The organism is Moraxella nonliquefaciens, from assembly GCF_001679005.1.
Lineage (GTDB): Bacteria > Pseudomonadota > Gammaproteobacteria > Pseudomonadales > Moraxellaceae > Moraxella > Moraxella nonliquefaciens.
This window is the reverse complement of record NZ_LXTW01000001.1, coordinates 62,893-86,189: the sequence shown is the minus strand read 5'-3', so window position 1 is coordinate 86,189 and position 23,297 is coordinate 62,893. Positions and strand designations below refer to the sequence as shown.

At 44.7% G+C, this 23,297-nt stretch carries 14 protein-coding genes; 7 read left to right on the top strand and 7 right to left on the bottom strand.

The window, feature by feature from the left end; translation table 11 throughout:
* Positions 1-34: 34 nt before the first annotated feature.
* A complete protein-coding gene (locus tag A7456_RS00315) occupies positions 35-355 on the top strand; it encodes a hypothetical protein (RefSeq protein ID WP_067006354.1) in 321 nt (106 codons plus the stop codon).
* Positions 356-439: 84 nt separating this feature from the next.
* On the opposite strand, the gene A7456_RS00310 is transcribed toward A7456_RS00315, so the two are convergent.
* The 5 genes from A7456_RS00310 to A7456_RS00290 all read right to left on the bottom strand — a co-directional run bounded on the left by A7456_RS00310 (position 440) and on the right by A7456_RS00290 (position 6,999).
* On the bottom strand, positions 440-1,531 hold the full coding sequence (locus A7456_RS00310) for an AAA family ATPase (RefSeq protein ID WP_227713403.1): 1,092 nt from the start codon (positions 1,529-1,531) through the stop codon (positions 440-442).
* A 117-nt stretch (positions 1,532-1,648) separates the two neighbouring features.
* Entirely contained in the window at positions 1,649-2,407 is a 759-nt protein-coding gene (locus A7456_RS00305; RefSeq protein ID WP_067006347.1) for a tRNA threonylcarbamoyladenosine dehydratase, read from the bottom strand.
* Positions 2,408-2,439: 32 nt separating this feature from the next.
* Entirely contained in the window at positions 2,440-3,276 is an 837-nt protein-coding gene (locus A7456_RS00300) for a TatD family hydrolase (RefSeq protein ID WP_067006344.1), read from the bottom strand.
* A gap of 95 nt (positions 3,277-3,371) precedes the next feature.
* Positions 3,372-6,239, bottom strand: a complete 2,868-nt coding sequence (uvrA, locus tag A7456_RS00295) for an excinuclease ABC subunit UvrA (protein ID WP_067006339.1) — start codon at positions 6,237-6,239, stop codon at positions 3,372-3,374.
* A gap of 244 nt (positions 6,240-6,483) precedes the next feature.
* Positions 6,484-6,999: a hypothetical protein gene (locus tag A7456_RS00290; RefSeq protein ID WP_066886663.1), complete on the bottom strand. Its 516-nt coding sequence runs from the start codon at positions 6,997-6,999 to the stop codon at positions 6,484-6,486.
* Between the two features lie 806 nt (positions 7,000-7,805).
* Between A7456_RS00290 and metN the strand changes: the two genes are divergently transcribed.
* The 3 genes from metN to A7456_RS00275 all read left to right on the top strand — a co-directional run bounded on the left by metN (position 7,806) and on the right by A7456_RS00275 (position 10,534).
* Positions 7,806-8,852, top strand: coding sequence for a methionine ABC transporter ATP-binding protein MetN (gene metN / locus A7456_RS00285; protein ID WP_067006336.1), 1,047 nt, complete (start codon positions 7,806-7,808; stop codon positions 8,850-8,852).
* A gap of 16 nt (positions 8,853-8,868) precedes the next feature.
* Complete coding sequence (locus tag A7456_RS00280) at positions 8,869-9,531, top strand: methionine ABC transporter permease (RefSeq protein ID WP_228141017.1); 663 nt, start codon at positions 8,869-8,871, stop codon at positions 9,529-9,531.
* Between the two features lie 124 nt (positions 9,532-9,655).
* Positions 9,656-10,534, top strand: a complete 879-nt coding sequence (locus A7456_RS00275; RefSeq protein WP_067006333.1) for a MetQ/NlpA family lipoprotein — start codon at positions 9,656-9,658, stop codon at positions 10,532-10,534.
* Between the two features lie 106 nt (positions 10,535-10,640).
* Here A7456_RS00275 and pilB read toward each other — a convergent pair whose 3' ends face one another.
* Positions 10,641-12,344 (bottom strand): type IV-A pilus assembly ATPase PilB, encoded by a 1,704-nt coding sequence (gene pilB, locus A7456_RS00270; RefSeq protein ID WP_066893592.1) that lies wholly within the window; start codon positions 12,342-12,344, stop codon positions 10,641-10,643.
* Between the two features lie 255 nt (positions 12,345-12,599).
* Between pilB and tpiA the strand changes: the two genes are divergently transcribed.
* Both tpiA and secG read left to right on the top strand, forming a co-directional pair.
* Positions 12,600-13,379 carry a triose-phosphate isomerase gene (gene tpiA, locus A7456_RS00265; RefSeq protein WP_067006330.1) on the top strand — a complete coding sequence of 260 codons (780 nt, stop codon included), beginning with the start codon at positions 12,600-12,602 and terminating at the stop codon, positions 13,377-13,379.
* A gap of 11 nt (positions 13,380-13,390) precedes the next feature.
* The gene (gene secG, locus A7456_RS00260) at positions 13,391-13,684 is read left to right on the top strand and encodes a preprotein translocase subunit SecG (protein WP_066886650.1); all 294 of its coding nucleotides are present in this window, start codon (positions 13,391-13,393) and stop codon (positions 13,682-13,684) included.
* Positions 13,685-13,763: 79 nt separating this feature from the next.
* Here the strand turns inward: secG and era are convergent, their stop codons facing one another.
* Positions 13,764-14,780, bottom strand: a complete 1,017-nt coding sequence (gene era / locus A7456_RS00255) for a GTPase Era (RefSeq protein ID WP_067006327.1) — start codon at positions 14,778-14,780, stop codon at positions 13,764-13,766.
* Between the two features lie 493 nt (positions 14,781-15,273).
* Between era and A7456_RS00250 the strand changes: the two genes are divergently transcribed.
* On the top strand, positions 15,274-23,052 hold the full coding sequence (locus tag A7456_RS00250) for a YadA-like family protein (RefSeq protein WP_067006324.1): 7,779 nt from the start codon (positions 15,274-15,276) through the stop codon (positions 23,050-23,052).
* Positions 23,053-23,297: the final 245 nt, after the last annotated feature.

The following is a 23,297-nucleotide window of genomic DNA, read 5'->3' as shown; positions in this document are numbered from 1 at the left end:
CAATCCCAAATTAGCATCCCACATTCCTAATAACGTGGATTATATCAGCTATGCTCCGCCTAATATCGGACAGGATAAAGCGGTATATTGCCACTATCATTTTAGTGAGCAAATTTTTACCACGCCACAAGCAAAGTCGCAATGCCATTTTATTTATCTTGATAATGACCGCCTTATCACCGAAGATATTAGCGATTTAGAGCGACTGCATTTAACTCTCATGTATGACACACATCAATTTTATAAGCCGTATAGCTTTATTTATGAATGGCATGATAACGCCCATTTACGCTATGGCATCACCTTTGTTATTCAGGTTAATAATCAGCGTTATGGGTATGCAGGTGTTTATTAAGAGCAATTAAAAATTAATATAAAAAAAAATAAGGGCAAATTTAATTGCCCTTATTCATCTATCTAAAATTTAACACCAATAGATTTAAACAAACCCAAATCCCACTTTTTTATCATCAACCGCTTTATATTCTTTTTCATCAATATGGGTTAATTCGGCAAGGGTCATCTCTTTGTCCACCGTGATGTCTTTGCCAATGGATTTTAGATAGGCATTGCATTTTTTAATGGACAATTTACCAAATTGATATTCAACAATGAGTCGCCCACGCCTTAATAAAGCATGGTCAATATCCATTAAATCGGCATTAAAGGTACAAATAAACTGACATTCTAATACGTCTGACAATATCCCATCAGCGATATTTAGAATAATGCCCACCACATCCGTTTGATTGCCACCGCCGACACGCTCAGCAATATAATTTTCGCAGTCTTCTAATACCAATACCGAATTTTTTTGTTCAATGAGCATACTCATAAATTCAGGTTTGGCAAGCTCGCCAATCATATTATTTGGCACAAAGATAAAATCCTTATCGGGAATTTGGGCGGTGAGCCATTTGATATAATTGGTTTTGCCCGTCCCTGCCAAGCCGTGCAATAATACCACGCCTTTTTTTCCTTGTGTCAATTCATCTTTAATTTTAGCATGAACAGGCAAAAAGTCGTCATTATACATTGTCTGCAAATCAAGCGTATAAGGCTTAATGCCTTGATGCTTAAATACCAAATCTCGCCCTTCTTTTAATAATAGCAATACTTTGCTGTCTTTTGAGATGTATTTTTGAAAATACTCATTAAAAAAAGAGCGAATATTGATTAATGAATGCTCATTTCTTGGGTCATAAAAAATATGGTCTATTCGCAAAAATCCTGATTCAATAATGGTTTTGTCATATTCATTGCTTAGGTTTTCGCTGGCGACAATAAATAAGCCATATTTATCATAAAAATAGCAAATTTCATTTTCATAAAATACATGGTTCTTTTTGTCAAACGCCACAGGATGATAATCGGTACATTTAACAAAATCTACCAATCTTTCTTTTTTAATCACCATATCATGAAAATCAACACTAGGTAAAATGGACGATAAAAGCTGATAATAAGGGTTGTCATGCGTGGACGTAGAACGCTCCAAATCCTGTGCCACGATTTGATATTGATTATCCATATAGACTTCATTAAAAATCTTTTTTGGATGATAATGTTTGGATTGTAAAATTTTCATAAGATAACTTCGTTTTTTGTGAGTGTATTCATTGCCAAATTAAGATAATAACAGATAAAGTTAAAAATTACCAATCATCTTCAAGCACTCACTTGCCATTATCATGCCCACACTTGCCGTTACTGTTACCGCTGAACCATAGCCACCACAATGAAGACCGCCTTGGCACGCATTGGCAAGTTTTAATGGCTCGGAGGAATAGACGCATTTCATGCCAAATTTTTCTTTTAAAGACTTGTTAATATTTTTATCCCTTAGGTTTTGGCGTAATTTGGCAAGTAAAGGGTCTTGATAGACATCTTTTAAATCACTCACTTTTATTTGCAAGGGGTCAATTTTCCCTCCTGCTCCGCCTGATATGATGAGCTTGACTTTATTAAATCGACAATATAAGGCTATTGCCAATTTGGCATTCATATCATCTGTGCAGTCTAATATGACAAGTGGTCTTTTTTTGGCTTTATATGCTTTTATGGTTTGGGGACTTGGCAGTAGCTCACTGATATTATCAAGCGTAATAAATTCATCAACGGCGTGAATCTTAATATTAGGATTGATGCCATGGGCACGTTTCATCATCTCACCAATTTTTGACTCGCCAAAGGTGTCTGTTAGGGCGGGCAGTTGGCGGTTAATGTTGCTCTCTACCAGAACATCCATGTCAATGAGTGTTAATTCACCCACACCAGTACGAGCAAGGGCTTCGACTACCCATGACCCCACACCGCCAATGCCAATAACATAAACATGGGCTTTGATAAAGTCATCAAAATCATCTTGATATAGCGTGCGTGTGCCTGTAAATCTACGGTTTGTCATTGTCTACCCATTTGATTTTATCAAAAATTTATCTAAATGTATTCAAAATTAGTTTTAAAGGCTTCATTGCTATTTTGCCAAAGTTTATATGCCAATGTTTCTTTATCCATATTAAACAGCACAGATAACTCATCTAATACATGAATTAGGTTTTTTGGTTCATTAAAATAATGACCACCAATTTGGGCAGGGATGGGATTCATGTCAGGACAATCGGTCTCAATGACAAAAGCAGATACACCCATTTTATCAAATACCGCTTTTATCGCTTGACGTAATTTTTTGGCATTAGGGTTGGTAATTTGCCCTGTAATGCCAATTTTAAAACCCAATTTAGCAAAATATAAGGCCTCATTTGTACCACCACTAAAACTATGAGCAATACCACCTTGGTGATGAGCGTTGTATTTTTGTTCTTTTAACAACTTGATGACATCGGCGTGTGATTTACGAATGTGCAACACAATGGGCAAATCATGTATTTTTGACAACTTTATCTGCTCTATAAAAAATCGGCACTGTTTGTCATACACGTCAGTCTCTTTTAACTCATCAGGATAAGTATCAAGCCCCATCTCACCAATGGCGATGTTGGGATATGTGTTTAGATAATCATCTAAGGCAATCAAATCATCATCGCCATGTTCTTTGATGTATAACGGATGCAAGCCACACGCCAAATGATGTATGAGTGGATGATGGCTGTCGGCATGTTGCTTGACCTGTCTCATTCTGTCAAAATGCTTTGCCAAATAGCCAATCAACACCACATGACGCACACCATGATTAAAGGCGTTTTGATTGTATTCATCTCGCTTATCATCATATTCAGGTACGTCAAAATGAGTATGGGTGTCAAATAAATACATGAGTTACCTTTTTGGCGAATGGGGGCTACTTCGCCTTGGTATTAACAACAACATCAAGGCGGTTAGGATAAGTTTCATTGATTTGGATTTTTTCATCAGCCTTTATCCAGCACCATTTTCAAAAACCGCCCTGTGTGCGACTTATCATCACAAGCAACCTCCTCAGGAGTACCCACAGCGACAATCTCACCTCCACCAGAACCACCTTCATAGCCCAAATCCACAATATGGTCGGCGGTCTTGATGACGTCCAAATTATGCTCAATGACCACCACGGTATTACCCTTATCTCTTAGAGTGTGCAAAATATCAAGCAGTTTGGCAATGTCATGAAAGTGCAACCCTGTGGTTGGCTCATCTAGGATATAAAGCGTCTGCCCGGTATCTCGTTTGGCAAGTTCTTTGGCAAGTTTGACACGTTGTGCCTCACCTCCTGATAAGGTTGTGGCAGATTGTCCAAGCGTGATATAACCCAAGCCAACTTGCATCAGGGCTTCTAGCTTACGACGAATGGCAGGTATCGCCTCAAAAAACCCCAAAGCATCCTCCACCGTCATCGCCAGCACATCTGAGATGGATTTGCCCTTATAGTGAACCTCTAAGGTCTCACGGTTGTAACGTTTACCATGACAGGCATCGCACGGCACATACATATCAGGCAAAAAGTGCATCTCTACCTTTATCATGCCATCTCCTTGACAAACCTCACAACGACCGCCCTTAACATTAAAGCTAAACCGCCCTGCTTTGTAACCCCTTGCTCGTGCATCTTCGGTTTGGGTGTATAAATCCCTAATCAAGGTAAACACGCCTGTATAAGTGGCAGGATTAGAACGTGGGGTGCGACCAATTGGCGATTGGTCAATGTCCACCATTTTGTCAAGGTGTTCTAGCCCTGTGATTTTGTCATAAGACTCAGGCACGAGCGTTGTGGCGTTGTTTAGGTGCATGGCAGACAGCGGCATGAGCGTGCGGTTAATCAGCGTAGATTTGCCAGAGCCTGACACGCCTGTGATGCAGGTCATCACACCGATGGGGATTTGTAAATTGACATTTTTTAGGTTGTTACCACTTGCTCCGTCTAAACGGATATACAGTGGCTCATTGATGATTTTTTTGCCTTTTTTAATCTCACCCATCTTAGCAGAGTGTCGGATTTTGGGAATGTCAATGCCTTTTTTGCCTGACAGATATTGTCCTGTCAAGGAATTGTCATTTTTGGCAATCTCATCGGCTGTACCTGTGGCAATCACACACCCCCCATGCACCCCTGCCCCCATACCAATATCAATGACATGGTCAGCGGTACGAATGGCATCTTCGTCATGCTCCACGACAATGACGGTATTGCCCAAATCTCGTAAATGTGTCAAAGTGGATAATAGGCGGTCATTATCTCGTTGATGCAAGCCAATGGATGGTTCATCCAGCACATACATGACCCCCATAAGTCCCGCTCCGATTTGACTTGCCAGTCGGATACGTTGGGCTTCACCGCCTGATAAAGTCTCAGCAGAACGAGCAAGAGTTAAGTATTCAAGCCCCACTTTGGTTAAAAAACCCAACCGCTCACGGATTTGTTTAAAAATCTTATCCGCCACCTCGCCTTTATGCCCGCCAATATGCAAGTTTTCATAATATTCCCACGCCTGCCCAATGGGCAAATCAATGATATCACCCACACACCGACCGTCTACTTGAACATTACGAGCGATGTCATTTAGACGAACACCATGACAGGCATGACAGGTGGTATCTGACAGATATTGGGCAAGTTCATCTCGCACGATGTTGCTTGTTGTGCTGCGATAACGGCGTTCTAGATATGGTAAAATACCTTCAAATGGCACGGTTTTAACACTTTTGCGACCCCTCTCATCGGTAAAGTTAAAGGTCAGCTTTTCTTTGCCTGAACCAGTTAAGATGATATTTTGTGCTTTTTTGGGTAAGTCTTGCCATGGGCTATCCATATCAATGCCAAAATGCGTGCAAACCGTCGTCAATAGCCCAAAATAATAGGCATGGCGTTTGTCCCAACCATGTATCGCCCCTTGATTGAGTGATTTGGCAGGTTCGGTAACGATACGCTCAGCAGAAAAATACTGGCTTTTACCCAGCCCATCACAAGACGGACATGCCCCAGCAGGATTGTTAAAGCTAAATAGGCGTGGTTCTAACTCACTGACCGCCCTATCACAGACAGGGCAAGAGTGTTTGGCAGAAAGTAGCGTTTCACTCTTATCATTCATGTTATGTAAAATTGCAATGCCCAGCCCCAGTCGTAGTGTCGTCTCTAAACTCTCAGCCACTCGGTTGCCCAAATCATCTCGCACCTTAAACCTATCTACCACCACATCTATCGTGTGCTTGTGTGTTTTGGCAAGGGTTGGTAGCTCATCCATATCATAGACAACCTTATCAATGCGAACTTTGGTAAAACCTTGTGCTTGCAAGCTCTCCAATAAAGCAATATGCTCACCTTTACGCTCACGTACGACAGGGGCAAGCATCATAAGGGGCGTGCCATCACCTTTGGCAAGAATCTCATCCACCATCTCGCTTACCGTTTGAGCAACCATCGGCAAGCCATGTTCAGGACAATGGGGCACTCCCACACGGGCGAACAGCAGACGCAAATAATCATAGACCTCGGTGATTGTACCAACGGTAGAGCGTGGGTTGTGGTTGGTTGATTTTTGTTCAATGGCAATGGCAGGGGATAAGCCCTCAATGCTGTCCACGTCAGGTTTTTGCATCTGTGATAAAAACTGGCGAGCATAAGCAGACAGGCTCTCCACATAACGTCTTTGCCCCTCAGCATAGAGCGTATCAAAAGCAAGCGACGATTTGCCCGAACCTGATAACCCTGTAATCACAACCAGTTTATCTCGTGGAATGTCTACATTGATGTCTTTTAGGTTATGGGTTTTTGCCCCTTTGATGCTGATGAACTCGTGTGCCATGAAATGCCTTGTTTGTTTTGATGTTAAAAGCGATGAATTTTATCATTTTATAAATGGGGGTATTTTTAAAATTTGAAATGGCAGAACACCAAAATTTATAATGTCAAAAGCATGATGTCAAAAGCACGCCTAAAAATAAAAACCATTTAAATGCTTTGCATTTAAATGGTTTAAAAGAGGTCTGACTTTATTTTATCAAAAGCAATGATAAATCATAAATGCCCAACCTGATTAACGTTTGATATTAACGTTTGACATGATCCCACGCATCACGAGCGGCAAGTCTGGCTTGATCCCACGCCAAGCGTGATTCGCCTTTAACTTCATTCCACGAACGTTCCAAATCACTCTCATGGTCTTCAAAGCGAGCATCAACAGGATAACTAGGACGGTTGGCATAACCTACGGCATAAGCAGGCAGGTAGTCACGGTCATAATCATAGCCCTCTACATAATTTGGTGATGTGGCATAGTGAGCACGCCAGTAAGCTTCTTCTACGGTTGGGTCAAAGGCTTCTCCTGCGGCACTGCCTGCACCACCACCAACAACAGCACCAACAGCACCGCCAATCAAAGCCCCTAATGGACCTGCCAACGCACCAATGGCTGCACCTGCGGCTGCACCACCCAAACCGCCCACTGCTGTCCCAACTGGATGAGAGCCAGGTTCGCCTGTAATCGGATCAGCGTTAAGGTCTGCTTTTGTCTCATCAGACATGTTTTTTACAACGTCACGGTTGATATTATCATGGTTACTCATGGTATGTTCCTTATAAAATGGTTAAGTTGACATACTCCCACCACCAAACCTAGCGGTTATGATGGGGGAATCTTTGCGACCCATAACAACCTCAATTTAGATTGAGTTGCTATCTTTCGTCATGCCACTATCGCTGAATAGTATCGGCATGAGGGAACTCTTTACACAGTAGCAAGTCCTGCCACATCAGCTAATGCTTGTTTTTTATGGTTCTCTACCATATTTTTTACACCTAAATTTCAATCACATGACTGGTAGCTTGGTTTTTGCAAATCAGTTTATGCGTGACTTTATGGTGTCAGTCTAAATGGTGTAAGTCTAAACGCTGGTTGCGTACTTTTTCATGAATACGAGCAACGGCTAATTTTTTAAATTTAAGCTGATTAAATTTGCTTAAACTTATTGTAAATTTACTATTTTACTACATTGATGTCATCAGTTGATGCCATCATTTTTATCTTATGACAGACAAATGATAGAATATTTTTGGATGCTGTGATAGCCACAAAATGTAAAATCATGAATGGTCTTGTGTGTGCTTTACCCCAAAAACTTTAATAATATTACGCCATTGTTTCAACTGTCTTAGTTGTGCGAATTTATCCGCCAAAATGTAATTTTGCGTAAATTTTGGGCAGTTTGTTTGTGTCATGAATTTGCTTGCGTCATGAATTTGAACAACACTTGTTTGATGCTTGTTTTATTCATCTCTTTATTCATTTATCACTCATTCTTATTCAATTTTTTAGCATAACACTCCGCCAATTCATGTTATAATAACCAATTTAGCCCAATTTCATCCCATTATGATCGCATTACAAGGTGTTAGCAAAACTTTTGCCATAAAAAAAGACGGAAAACCTGCCACGTTTAACGCCCTACAACCGACTGACTTAACAGTAGCAGCAGGTGAGATTTTTGGTGTGATTGGGGCAAGCGGAGCAGGTAAATCCACACTCATTCGCTGTGTTAATCTTTTAGAACGTCCCACAACAGGACACGTTTTTGTGGATGGTGTGGATTTGATGAGTTTAGATAATCGTGCTCTTATTAAGGCTCGCCGTCATATCGGTATGATTTTTCAGCAGTTTAACCTGCTCTCATCTCGCACGGTGTTTGATAATGTCGCCCTTAGCCTTGAACTGGCTGGCACACCCAGGCACATCATCAAAGAAAAAGTCAGCTCCCTGCTTGATTTGGTGGGTTTATCCGAACGTCATCACGCCTATCCATCTGGATTATCAGGTGGTCAAAAACAGCGTGTTGCCATTGCTCGGGCATTGGCAACTGACCCTAAGGTGTTGCTCTGTGATGAGGCAACCAGTGCCTTAGACCCTGCCACAACTGGGGCGATTTTGGATTTATTAAAAAAAATCAACACCGAACTTGGCATTACCATCTTGCTTATCACGCACGAAATGGATGTGGTCAAACGCATCTGTGATAAAGTAGCGGTCATTGACAAGGGCATTTTGATAGAACAAGGTACGGTAGGAGAGGTTTTTGCCAATCCACAAACCAAACTTGCCCACAACTTTATTCAAGCGACTTTTCATGTCAGCTTGCCTGATGAATTTTTGGCACGCCTGCATGCCCATGAGGCAGATGGCATGTACCCTGTGATACGTTTTGAGTTTAATGGCAAGTCGGTGGACAGTCCGCTATTTTCGGAGGCAACACGGCGATTTGATGTGGCATTTAATATCTTAACCTCACAGATGGACTATGTCGGCGGCATCAAATTTGGCGTTACCATCAGTCAAATGATGGGTGAGCGGTCAGCGTGTATGGAGGCGTTGGCATTTTTTACAGAACATCATGTTGGATTTTCGGTGTTAGGCTATGTGGCATGAGATTTATCAGAGTTTTATGAATGAGCTGACCCCACAAATGTGGCAAATGGTCTACAAATCCACGTATGAGACGGTCTACATGGGGCTGGCTTCTACCGCCATATCGGTGCTGGTGGGCTTGCCTCTTGGGTTTTTGGCATTTTTGACAGGTAAGGGGCGGATTTTGGCGAACAGCTCATTATTTGCCATATTAGATGCCCTCATCAATGTGGGAAGATCGGTACCGTTCATCATCTTACTCATCATTTTACTGCCCTTTACTCGTCTGATTGTAGGGACGACATTGGGGACAACCGCTGCCATCGTTCCGCTTGCCATGACTGCCATTCCTTTTATGGCAAGGCTTAGTGCCAATGCCTTGGCGGAGATTCCCACAGGCTTGACCGAATCGGCTCACGCCATGGGGGCAACCAACTGGCAAATCATCAGCAAATACTATCTTCCAGAGAGTCTGCCAATACTCATCAACGCCATCACACTCACCTTGGTATCGCTTATCGGTTATTCAGCGATGGCAGGGGTGGTTGGTGGGGGTGGTCTGGGTAACCTTGCCATCAGCTATGGTGAACATCGTGGCATGGTCTATGTCAAATGGATGGCAACCATCATCATCGTGGCGATTGTCATGATATGTCAAAAGATAGGAGACATGCTTGCTTTGCATTATGACCACAGATGACACACCAAAATGAATGATATGCCAAAATGGCATAAGCATGGTGCAATCAATCAGCCAACATTCATATTGAAGTTTGGTGGGTTTTTTGTTTTAATATCTAATCCCTTTTTAATAGAGAATCCTTATGAGAGTAAACAATTTTTTTGGTCTGTGTGCCTTAGCATCAGGCATTGCCTTGGTTGGGTGTGGCGGCGACAAACCTACCCAAACCGATACCACCGCTCAAACGACACAGACAGCGACAACACAGACAACGTCAAGTGCTTGCCCTGCTGGCGACCCTAACACAATCAAGGTAGGCGTCATGAGTGGCCCTGAACATAAAGTTGCCGAAGTGGCCGCCAAAGTCGCCCAAGAAAAGTACGGCCTTGTGGTAGAATACGTTGAGTTCAACGACTATGCCCTGCCCAATACCGCCGTATCCAAGTGCGATTTGGATGCCAACGCCATGCAACATAAGCCCTATCTTGACAAAGACAGTCAAGAGAAAAAACTGGACAATCTGGTCATCGTAGGCAATACCTTTGTGTATCCACTGGCAGGCTATTCCAAAAAAATCAAAAGCACAGATGAGCTTAGCGATGGGGCAATGGTAGCGGTGCCAAATGACCCTTCAAATTTGGCTCGTGCGTTAATTTTGCTTGAAAAACAAGGACTCATCAAGCTAAAAGACAACACCAACCTATTTTCTACCTCGCTTGATATCATAGAAAACCCCAAAAACCTTCAAATCAAAGAGGTAGACACCTCTGTTGCTGCTCGTGCCTTAGATGATGTTGATTTGGCGGTGGTAAACAACACTTATGCAGCTCAGGTGGGACTAACTGCCAATGACGGCGTATTTGTAGAGGACAAAGACTCGCCTTATGTCAATATCATCGTTGCTCGTGCTGACAACAAAGACTCAGAGGCCATCAAAAACTTCGTTCAAGCCTATCAGTCTGATGAAGTAGAGACCGAGGCTAAAAACCAATTTAAAGACGGTGTGGTCAAAGGCTGGTAAATGCTGGCAAAAGTAAAGATTGAATAAAGACTGATTGTCCTTATTTTTAGCAATTTTTAACCAACAAAAAGCCCTTGTTTGTGTTCAAGGGCTTTTATCAACAAGGCTATTCAGAGGTTACCCGATACATCTCTTGGATGCTTGTTGTGCCTTGTAAGACTTTCATGATGCCAGAACGTCTCAAATCACGAAAGCCGTGTTTTATCGCTTCGTCTTTGATTTGGATGGCGTTACCATCTTCCATGATAATCCGTGAAATGCTCGGATGGATTTTCATCACCTCATAGATGCCCACACGCCCTTTATAGCCCTCACGACATTCAGAACAGCCCACAGGTTCATAGATGACATTGTCAGGGTTGGCAAGGTCTTCTTCGGTAAAGCCCATTTCTAACAGACTCTGCTTGGGGACATTGGTCGGTCTTTTGCATGACTTACACAAGCGACGTGCCAGACGTTGGGCGATGACCAGATTCACCGATGTGGCAATATTAAAAGATGCCACGCCCATGTTTCTAAGACGAGTTAAGGTCTCAGGAGCGGAGTTGGTATGTAGGGTGGATAACACCATATGACCAGTTTGGGCAGCTTTAATGGCAATCTCAGCGGTTTCCAAATCACGAATCTCACCGACCATGACGATGTCAGGGTCTTGACGTAGGAAGGCTTTTAGAGCAGAAGCAAAGGTCAAGCCAACCTTGGGGTTTACGTTGACTTGGTTAATCCCTTCTAAGTTAATCTCCACAGGGTCTTCGGCGGTGGATATGTTGGTCTCAGGCGTGTTTAGGATGTTTAGACCTGTGTAGAGCGAGACGGTTTTACCTGAACCTGTTGGGCCTGTGATTAGGAGCATGCCTTGTGGTTTTTCTAGGGCTTCTAAGAAGAGCTCTTTTTGGTCAGGCTCATAACCCAACGCATCAATACCGAGCATGGCAGATGATGGGTCAAGAATACGCAATACAAGTTTCTCGCCAAAGAGTGTCGGACATGAGTTCACACGAAAATCAATGGCTTTGGTTTTGGAGATTTTTAGCTTGATACGACCATCTTGGGGGGCTCTGCGTTCGGAGATGTCCATTTGCGACATGACTTTTAAGCGTGCGGCGATTTTGCCTGCCAGCTGAATGGGCGGACGACTGATGACCTGTAACACACCATCCACACGAAAACGCACACGGTAGGATTTCTCATACGGCTCAAAATGCAAATCCGATGCCCCCATGCGAATGGCATCTATGAGCATTTTATTGACAAACTTGACCACAGGGGCATCCTCACCGCTGCCAGCATTGGCATCTGTCCCCTCATCATCGTCTGTGCCACCCTCCACATCATCCGACAAATCCACATCGCCCAAATCACCCAAACCCGTGCCGCCTGAGTAGACATTTTCAATCATCTTTTTAAGCTTATCTTCTTCGACGACGACGGTCTCAACGGTCAGCTTAGCATTAAATGAAATGGCATCAATGGCATCTAAACGTGTAGGGTCAGACAAGCCCACAAAAAGTCTGTTACCTCGCCTAAATAGTGGTAACGCCCCATACTGATTGATGATTTTCTCATCTACCAGGTCTTTATTGACCGCATCGGCAGAGAGTGCATTTAGGTCAAATAATGGGTCACCAAACTCATGAGCAAGCAATTTGGCAATCTTATTGGCAGGGGCAACTTTGTTTTGTACCAAATACGGCACAATCGCCATATTTTGCTGTTGGGCTTCGGTCAGTGCCTTGGTCATGGCATCAGGGGCGACCAGTTCATTTGACACCAAAATGTGTGCCAAACCACCAAAATTAGGAGCAGACATAATATTTTTCCAAATCATTGCCAACATGAAAAGTTGGCGTGAAAATTGCAGGTATTTTTGCTTATTTTACTCCAAAAATACAAAATTTGCTGTGCTTTTGACATAAAATTGTACTCAAAGGATGAAGTTTTGGCATCATCGGACAGACACCATTTGCGATATCGCCCATCATTTGCTTGCTGATTTTTTGGGGAATGTTTGTTATAATACGCCACTTACTGATAATGACAATCAGCCAATCAACAGGATAACCCCATGAGTCAAAAATACGTCATCGGCAACTGGAAATTAAACCCTGCCACACTGTCGGATGCCATCGCCCTTGCCACAAGCCTAAATAACAGCAAAGACCAAGGCTGTACTGTGGGGGTTGTGCCAGCGTTGGTGCATTTGTCCGCCGTCAAAAACGCATTGGCAGACGGCATCATACTGGGTGTACAAGATATCACTCACAAGACAGCAGACACAGGAGCGTTTACAGGTGATGTGTCCGCTTGTCAAGTGGCGAAGATGGGGGCAGGCTTTACGCTGATAGGACATTCTGAACGCCGTCAGCATCATGGTGAGACAGAAGAGATATTATCTGCCAAAATCAATCACGCTTTGACTTGTGGCTTATCGGTCATCTATTGCATCGGCGAGAGTCAAGATGAACATGAGCGTGGTGAGACTTTTGGGACATTAAAAAACCAATTAGCCACATTGCAATCACTTGCACAGTCATCCACACGCACAGACAGCACCGATATCGCCAGATTGATCATCGCCTACGAGCCTGTTTGGGCAATCGGCACAGGTCTCACCCCAACACCAGATGACATTGAAAAAACGCACCGTTTCATCAAAGATGAATTGAGTGCATTTGGCATGACCGCCCCCATACTCTACGGAGGCAGTGTCAATGACAAAAACGCCCCCCAATTTGCCAAATCAGAGCTCATAGATGGGGTGTTGGTTGGCGGTGCTTCCTTGAAAAGTGAACATTTTAACGCCATCATTGACGCATTTGCCAATCCATCCAACCCATCAAAATAACGAGAGCAAGCATGTTTACATTTATCCTAGCCATTCATATCATCGTTGCCATCGCCCTATCAGGACTCATTCTCATCCAGCACGGCAAGGGGGCGGATGCAGGGGCAAGTTTTGGTTCTGGGGCGGCAGGTACGGTATTTGGGGCGGCAGGTTCGGCAAACTTTTTGACACGCACCACAGCAATACTTGCCACCATATTTTTTTGCACCAGTTTGGCACTGGGTTATCACGCCCAGCAAGAAGCTCGTGACCAGTTGCGTTTGGATGTGCCTGTGGCTGATGGCTCTGACTCTAAGACGCCTTGATGCTGACAAGACGCCTTGTATCAGAGCTTTTTGATGTGATGGGCGTTTATGTGCCAAGCATGACCATCACAACCATCGGTCAATAGCCCAAACTGCTTAACGCACGTTCGTCGTCGCTCCACCCCTTTTTGACTTTTACCCATAAGGTGAGCATGATTTTTTTGTCAAAGAGCTTTTCCATGTCTTGACGGGCCTCTATGCCCACTTGCTTGATGCGTGCCCCTTTATCGCCGATGACGATGGTTTTTTGTCCTGCTCTTGCCACAAAAATGGTCGCATCAATGAACGTTACCGCACGTCGCCATTTGCCCGTCTCGGGGTCTTTGTGGGCGGGTTCGTCTTTAAAGGCATCAATCTGTACGGTCAAATCATAAGGCACCTCATCGCCAGATATTCGCATGATTTTCTCACGAATGATCTCGCTTGCCAAAAACCGCTCACTGCGGTCAGTGATTTGCTCGGGGTCAAAAATGGGCGGACGAGTTGGTAAAAATCGTTTTACCACCGCCACAAGTCTGTCTAAGTTATGCCCACGCAGGGCAGAGACAGGCACGATATCGGCAAAATCAAAGCTCTCTTGGTACTCGCCCATCCGTGGCAGAAGCTGGGATTTGTCCTTGATGGTATCGGACTTATTGATGACAAGCACCACAGGCAGATCGGTTGCACTGAGCTTTTGGAGGGTAAACAAGTCATCTTCTCGCCACTGCATGCCATCCACCACAAACAGCACCACATCCACATCTGACAAAGCGGATACGGCAGTTTTATTCATCCGCTCGTTCATCGCCTTGACCTGTTTGGCATGAATGCCTGGGGTGTCCACAAACACCATCTGATGGGCATCATCGGTTAAGATGCCATGAATGCGATGGCGTGTGGTCTGTGGTTTACGGCTCGTGATGGACAGCTTTTGACCCAATAAGTGGTTCATGAGCGTGGATTTACCCACGTTGGGACGTCCGATGATTGCCACAAATCCCGCCTTAAAGTCATCACCAATGGTAGGACTGGGATGGTCATCAAAAAAGGCGGTAATGGCATCGTTTTGGTCGCTCTGGTCGCTTTTGGCAGGGTGGTCGTGTGTGTCGGTCATGGTTGTCCTAAAATAAAAATCAGCGTGTAAACCGTCATTATATAACGATGATGCAGGTGGGGCAAATGGTATTTGTAAATGTGGCAAATGTGAGACAAAGGCGACTTTGGGCGTGGCTGTCGCCGTGTGGACGGACAAAATTTGTCACAACGAACAAAATTTGTCAGTATTCTGTTCTGTTCTGTTCTGTTCTGTTCTGTTCTGTTCTGTTCTGTTCTGTTCTGTTCTGTTCTGTTCTGTTCTGTTCTGTTCTGAGCATTATCCGCAAAATTGAGCCATCAGATGAGTATTTTTGTTAATTTTTGTTAATAAATGCTCATCACTTGCCCCAATCACCCCCCCCCCCCCCCTTATTTTTAATCCGCTTTTGTGGATAACCCCCCCCAAATAGGCATGATTCTTGCATGTTTTACGTCATACATGCGTAAATACATATGTACATAAATACAGACAGATACCCATTTAATGCCCATTTAGGAGTTAGGAGTTCGCCATGAACCACATCTATAAAGTCATCTTTAACAAAGCCACAGGCACATTTATGGCGGTAGCAGAGTACGCCAAATCCCACAGCACAGGCACGCGCAAGGCAGTGGTTGGGGCGACAGGCACGCCTGCTCTTAGCACTGTCCTAACTCGTACCGCCATGGCGGTGATGCTGGCGATGATGGGGGGACAGGCTTGGGGGGCTGACCAAGGCAAAGCGGGCGGTATCGGTCAAGGTGCTTCTAAGACCGCCTTTCATGTGGACTATATGAACCCAGAGAACCGCAGTTTTACCGATGGTAGAAAAACGGTGGCATCTGGAGAAAAATACACAGATGGGGTAACGCCTTTATACTTTAGAAAGAGTGATAAAACAGGCAGTGCCAGTGTTAATAAAGCTGATACCGCAGGCTTTCGCTTAGGGGACGACGCAAAAGCTGACCATGGTGCTTGGGCATTGGGTACGGCGGCAGAGGCTGATACTTTGTTGTCTTTGGCAGTGGGGACAGGCGCTCAAACCAAAGGTGATCATACAAAACAAGCATCTATGGCGATCGGTACCGCCGCCTATGCCCATGGTATGGGGGCGGCCGCTTTGGGGACAAACTCCGCCGCCGTGGCAGACCATGCCATCGCCCTAGGCATGGTGTCGGTCGCTAAGGGCAAAAACAGCGTCGCCATCGGCCACTCTGCCACCAGCAAAGGCGAGAACGCCATCGCCATCGGCTCAGCCGACACACCCAACACAGGAGATTTTTTTAACGACAATAAATATAAAAATGACAGTACACAAGCCAACGCCAAGCGTTCTATTGCCATCGGTACAGATGCTAAGGTTGATGCTGAATCAGGCATCGCCCTAGGCTATGGCTCTGTGGTGAACGCAAGTGATGACAGCAATTCCGCCTATCAGCCTAATGGTGCAACAGCCCTAGCAAATAATGTCAAAGCCACAGGCGAAGGGGCATTGTCTATCGGTAGCAGCAATATCAAGCGTAAAATCACCAATCTCGGTGCAGGTAAAGATGACACCGATGCGGTCAATGTGGCACAGCTAAAAGCGGTGGAAAAAATTGCCAAAAATGCAAAGGGCGGTAAAACCACCACTGTCAAAAAAGCCGATGACGAAACCCATATCACCGTTAATAAAACTGCTAAGACGGATAGCGATGAGTATACCGTAGGTCTAAGCGATGAAGCCAAAAAAGTCATCAATAATTTTAAAGAGGTTACTGTAACCAAAGATGACCTTAATAAAATCAGCCAAGGCATTACCTTTACTGGTGATATAGGCGGTGGCGTTAATACAAAACTTGGCACAACCTTAAATATTAAAGGTGGTCAAGCAACAGCTGGTAACTTAACCGACAATAACATCGGTGTGGTAAAAGATGGCGATAATGGTCTAAAAGTCAAACTTGCCAAAAGCTTAACAGGACTGACATCGGTCAATACAGGCACATTAACCGCCACAAATTCAGTAACTGCTACAAATTCAGTTACCGTAGGTAGTGGCAATAGCACCGCCCAGCTACAAAACAGCGGTCTGACCTTTACCCCAACAACAGGTATAAACGCAGATAAAACGGTCTATGGCACAGATGGGCTAAAATTCACTACCAATGATAATTCAGCCCTACACCAAACCGTACGCATTAAAAGTGATGCCATTGGGTTTAGTGGTACGGATGGCTCGGTTGCCAGTAACTTACCACGCTTAACCGTCGACGGCTATGACGCCCAAGACACCAAAATCACCAACCTAAAAAAAGGCACAGACGACGCCGATGCCGTTACCATCAAACAGCTCAAAGACGCCAAGCCTAATATCAACGCAGGCACTGGTATCAGCATTACACCTAAAAAAGGTACACTAACAGTTAATAATAGTAATGGCAATGTTACCGCCCCAACTTATAACATTAGCGTAAACACCGCCACTCTTGATAGTACTGGCACTGATGCTAATAATAAATTTAGTGTTAGTAATAATAATAACAATGGCTTAGTTACCGCCCAAAATTTGGCAAACTATCTAAATACAGTCAATCAAACGGCTGAGACTGCTAACACCGCTGCCAATGCTGCCAAACAAGAAGCGACAACCGCCACAACCAAAGCCACAGCTGCCGAAAGTACCGCCAATCAAGCCAAATCTACGGCCGAAACCGCAACCAGTACCGCCAACGCTGCAAAACAGTCAGCCCAAGCCGCCCAACAGCAAGCGACAACTGCCAAGAATGAAGCGACAACCGCTCAACAAAAAGCGACAGAAGCCGCCAGTACTGCCCAAACTGCCCAAGAACAAGCCACCCAAGCACAAACAGCCGCTACCGCATCTGCAAATGAAGCTCAAACGGCTAAGAATGAAGCTAAAAAAAGTGCAGACGAAGCAACAGCTGCCCAAGAGCAAGCGACAGCAGCCAAAGATAAAGCAGAAAGTGCTAAACAATCAGCCCAAGAGGCTCAACAGCAAGCGACAGATGCTAAGAATGAAGCAACAACCGCTAAAGAACAAGCACAACAAGCACAGCAAAATGCTCAAACAGCTCAGCAACAGGCTGAAAGTGCCCAAACTAATGCTGAGACCGCTAAGAATTCTGCTCAAGAAGCCCAGCAAAAAGCGACAGAAGCACAGCAAAACGCAAATCAATCTGCTGAGCAAGCAAAGCAAGCACAGCAATCAGCTGAAACAGCTAAATCAGAAGCTACTGATGCTAAAGCCGCTGCTGAAAAGGCTAAAGAACAAGCAGCCACATCTGCAAGTAAAGCAGCCGAAGCCAAAACTAAAGCAGAAAATGCTGAAAACGCTGCCAATGAAGCGAAAAAGACAGCAGGCAATGCCCTACAAACCTTTACCGTTAAAAAAGTCAATGAAAATGGTGATGATGCTGATGACAGCGAAACCATCACCGTGGGTAATAAAGATAACAAACAAAAAACCGATACCGTCAACACCCTAAAACTCAAAGGTGAAAACGGTCTTGATGTTAAAACCGATAAAAATGGTACGGTTACCTTTGGTATTGACACCCAAAGCGGTCTAACCGTTGGCAACAGCACCCTAAATAGTGGTGGTTTAACTGTTAAAGATACCAATAGCCGTGAACAAATCCAAGTCGGTGCTGATGGCATTAAATTTGCTGATGTTAATAATAATGTTGCAGGTGCTTCAAAAGCAGATACCGCCATCATGACCAAAACTGGTTTTGGCTTTAATAATGGGTCTGGCTCACTTGATAAAAGCAAACCCCACCTAAGCCTAACTGGCATTAACGCAGGTAATCAAGAGATTAGCAATGTCAAATCTGCCATTGATGGACAAACAGACCCAAGCTTTATCACTCGTTTAGGAACTGCCAAGGGTAGTAAGCCAAACTCTGCCGCCACAGTTAAAGACTTATACGACCTATCACAATCACCGCTAACCTTTGAAGGTGATACAGGTAGCGTTGATAGAAAACTGGGCGATACTTTAAAGGTTAAAGGTGGTCAAGCAACAGCTGATAATTTAGCCGATGGTAATAACATCGGTGTGGTGGCTAATGACGATACTTTAAATATCAAACTTGCTAAAACTTTAAGCAACCTTGATGCGGTTAATACAGCTACATTAAATGCCAGCGATAAAGTTACCGTAGGCAGTGGCAACAACACCGCCCAGCTACAAAACGGTGGTTTAACCTTTAGCAAACCAAATACAGGTGCTACCCCTGCCACCAACAGCAAAACCGTCTATGGCGTTGATGGCTTGAAGTTTACTGATAACAATGGTACAGCACTTGACGGCACAACTTACATCACCAAAGACAAAGTTGGCTTTGCTGATAAAGCTGGTTCATTGGATACCAATAAACCGTATCTTGATAAAGACAAGCTAAAAGTGGGTGATGTTGAGATTAGTAAAGATAACGGTATTAATGCTGGTGGTAAAAAGATCAGTAATCTTGCCCAAGGTGAAAGTGATACCGATGCAGTAACTTATAAACAACATAAAGAAGTTGCTGATAAAGTTGCTGACTTAAACAAAGATGAGCTTGATCAAGTCAAAACCGCCCTACAAACCTTTACCGTGAAAAAACACGGTGCAACCAATGATGATGACACCATCACCGTGGGCAAAGATAACACAAGTGGTAAAGTCAACACCCTAACACTCAAAGGTGAAAACGGTCTGACCGTTGCCACCAGTAAAACAGATGGTACGGTTACCTTTGGTATTGACACCGATAAAGGCTTAACCACGCCTAAACTGACCGTGGGCAGCACTAATGGCAATGGCGTTGTCATTGACAGTAAAGATGGTCAAAATACCATCACAGGGCTAAGCAGCACCCTAACCAATGTTACCAATGATGGTGCAGGACACACACTAACCCAAGGGCTTGCCGATAACACTGACAAAACCCGTGCCGCCAGCATTGGTGATGTGCTAAATGCAGGCTTTAACTTGCAAGGTAATGGTACAGCGGTTGACTTTGTCTCAACTTATGACACTGTCAACTTTATCAATGGTAATGCCACTACTGCTAAGGTAACTTATGATGAAGCCAGCAAAACCAGTAAAGTGGCGTATGATGTCAATGTGGATGATAAAACCCTTGAAGTTACAAGTGATAAAAAACTTGGCGTAAAAACCACCACCATCACTAAGACAGATGCTAATGGTAATGCAACCACATTTAGCACCACTGATGGCAACGCCCTTGTTAAAGCCAAAGATATCGCCACCCATCTAAATACTTTGGCTGGCGACATCCAAACCGCCAAAGGGACAAGCCAAGCAGGCAACTCAGCAGGCTATGTTGATGCTGATGGTAACAAGGTCATCTATGACAGTTCCGATAAGAAGTACTATCAAGTCAATGACAACGGTCAAGCGGATAAGACCAAAGAAGTTGCCAAAGACAAACTGGTTGCCCAAGCCCAAACCCCAGATGGCAAATTGGCTCAAATGAATGTCAAATCAGTCATTACCAAAGAGAAAGAAAATGACGCTAATGGCATCAACGAAGATAATGCCTTTGTCAAAGGACTTGAAAACGCCGCCAAAGACACCAAAACCAAAAACGCCGCCGTTACCGTCAATGACTTGCATCAGGTGGCAAGCACGCCCATCACCTTTAAATCAGATGATGGCGTACACAGTCAGGTGAATCTTGGCGACACCTTTGCCATGACAGGTGGGGCTGATTATACAAACCTAAGCGATGGCAAAAATATTGGCGTGGTCTCACAGCCAAATGGCGTACAGTTCAAACTTGCCAAAGACCTAACCAATCTTAACAGCGTTAGTGCAGGTGGCACCAGAATTGATGAAAAAGGTGTGTCTTTTGTAGAGCCTAACGGTCAAGCCAAAGCAAATACCCCTGTGCTAAGTGCCAATGGGCTGGACATGGGTGGCAAACGCATCAGTAACATCGGTGCAGCTGTCAATGACAACGATGCGGTGAACTTTAAGCAGTTTAATGAAGTTGCCAAAACGGTCAACACCCTAAACAACCAAAGCAACTCAGGTGCGTCATTGCCCTTTGTGGTAACCGATGCCAATGGCAACCCCGTCAATGGCACCGATGGCAAGCCCCAAAAAGCCATTAAAGGCACCGATGGTAAATACTATCAAGCCAATGCCAACGGCGTACCTGTGGACAAAGATGGCAACCCCATCACCGATGCGGACAAACTTGCCAATCTGGCAGCTCATGGCAAACCCCTTGATACAGGTCATCAAGTGGTGGCAAAACTCGGTGGCAACTCAGATGCCATTACTCTAACCAACATCAAGGCCACTTTGCCACAAATTGCCACGCCAAACACGGGCAATAACACAAATGCAGGGCAAGCCCAAAGTCTGCCCAGTCTATCAGCAGCACAGCAAACCAATGCTGCCAGTGTCAAAGATGTGCTAAATGCAGGCTTTAACTTGCAGACCAATAACAATCAAGTGGACTTTGTCAAAGCCTATGATACCGTCAACTTTGTCAATGGTACAGGTGCCGACATCACAAGCATGCGTAGTGCTGATGGCACGATGAGTAACATCACCGTCAACACCGCCTTAGCAGCGACCGATGATAATGGCAATGTGCTTATCAAAGCCAAAGATGGTAAGTTCTACAAAGCAGACGACCTCATGCCAAACGGCTCACTAAAAGCAGGCAAATCAGCCAGTGATGCCAAAACCCCAGCTGGTCTAAGCCTTGTCAACCCCAATGCTGATAAAGGCAGTACAGGCGATGCGGTTGCTCTTAATAATTTATCAGAAGCGGTATTTAAAGCCAAAGATGGTACGACCACCACGGTAAACTCTGATGGTATCAGCATCAAAGGCAAAGATAACAGCAACATCGCCCTAAGTAAAGATGGGCTGGACATGGGCGGTAAGGTCATCAGCAATGTAGGCAAAGGCACAAAAGACACCGACGCTGCCAACATGCAACAGTTAAACGAAGTACGCAGCTTGTTGGGTCTTGGCAACTCTGGTAATGGTAATGCTGGCAGTGGCAACACTGGCAATGCTGGTAATGCTGGCGGTGGTCAGGTAAACATTGCCGACGTCAAAAAAGACCCAAATTCAGGTTCAGTTTCATCATCTAACAGCCCTGCCATCAAAGCAGGCACAGTACTTGGCGGTAAAGGTAATAACGATGCCGACAAACTTGAAAGTGGTGGCGTACAAGTGGGCGTGGATAAAGACGGCAGAGCTAACGGCGATTTAAACAATGTTTGGGTCAAAACCCAAAAAGATGGCAGTAAAAAAGCCCTGCTCACCACTTATAACGTCCAAGACCAAACCAACTATGTGACCAACAACCCCGCAGAAGCCATTGACAGAATGAACGAGCAAGGCATTCGCTTCTTCCATGTCAACGATGGCAATCAAGAACCTGTGGTACAAGGGCGTAACAGCATTGATTCAAGTGCCTCAGGCAGGCACTCAGCGGCGGTAGGTTATCAGGCCAAGGCAAGTGGTGATGCTGCCGTTGCCGTGGGCAGACAAACCCAAGCAGGCAACCAGTCCATCGCCATCGGTGATAAAGCACAAGCCACAGGCAATCAATCCATCGCCATCGGTACAGGCAATGTGGTAACAGGTAAGCACTCTGGTGCCATCGGTGACCCAAGCATCATCAAGACCGATAACAGTTACAGTGTGGGTAATAACAACCAGTTTACCGACGCCACTCAAACCGACGTCTTTGGTGTGGGTAACAACATCACCGTGACCGAAAGTAACTCGGTTGCCTTAGGTTCAAACTCCGCCATCAGTGCAGGTACACAAGCAGGCACACAAGCCAAAAAATCTGACGGCACAGCAGGTGCAACCACCACAGCAGGTGCCACAGGTACGGTTAAAGGCTTTGCTGGACAAACGGCGGTTGGTGCGGTCTCCGTGGGTGCCTCAGGTGCTGAACGCCGTATCCAAAATGTGGCGGCAGGTGAGGTCAGTGCCACCAGCACCGATGCGGTCAATGGTAGCCAGTTGTACAAAGCCACCCAAGGCATTGCCAACGCAACCAATGAGCTTGGTCATCGTATCCACCAAAACGAAAATAAAGCCAATGCAGGGATTTCATCAGCGATGGCGATGGCGTCCATGCCACAAGCCTACATTCCTGGCAGATCCATGGTTACAGGGGGCATTGCCACCTACAACGGTCAAGGAGCTGTGGCAGTGGGACTGTCTAAGCTGTCGGATAATGGTCAATGGATATTTAAAATCAATGGTTCAGCCGACACCCAAGGCAATGCAGGGGCGGCAGTTGGTGCAGGTTTTCACTGGTAATCTAAGATGGGTTTTCTAAGATAATCAATCTGTCCCAACATGTCTGATGCTTGCCTTTAAGGCATCAGACACGCCAACAAAAAAGCAGTCAGAACACTGACTGCTTTTTGCCATCTAGTGCTGACATTTTAACATATACGCCATTTTCAAGTTTATGTCAAAGCATATCGCCTTTGGCATTTACAACTTTATAAATCATTTTCATGGATAACATTTTGAATAATGACACCAAAACTCCATCCTGC